Raw genomic sequence first — 275 nt, 5'->3', positions numbered from 1 at the left:
GCGCGCCAGCAGCGCTTCAACATCGACGCCGCGCGGCAGGGTGCCGTAGACGCGGCCGCGGCCTTCCAGGCGGCTGGCGATAAAGGCGTCGCTGACCACGCTGTTGCCGGCCTCCAGCAACAGCTTGGCCTGCAGCGCCACGGCCAGGTCCTCGGTCAGCTGGCGGGCGCGGTACTGGATGTCGGCGGTGTCACTGAAGTCGGCTTTCAGACGCTGGATATGCGCCTTCAGCCGTGCATCGCCATGGCCGTCACCCAGCTCGTTGAACAGTGCAT

Annotated in this window: 1 pseudogene; it reads right to left on the bottom strand. The window is 67.6% G+C overall.

Annotation, left to right across the window (positions count from 1 at the left end):
• Nucleotides 1-275 (bottom strand): annotated as a pseudogene (locus V0R37_RS22140) (DNA alkylation response protein); the annotation flags it as partial.

The sequence above is a fragment of the Pollutimonas rozaliensis genome, assembly GCF_048751585.1.
Taxonomy (GTDB): domain Bacteria; phylum Pseudomonadota; class Gammaproteobacteria; order Burkholderiales; family Burkholderiaceae_B.
This window is presented reverse-complemented; position numbering and strand designations above follow the sequence as displayed.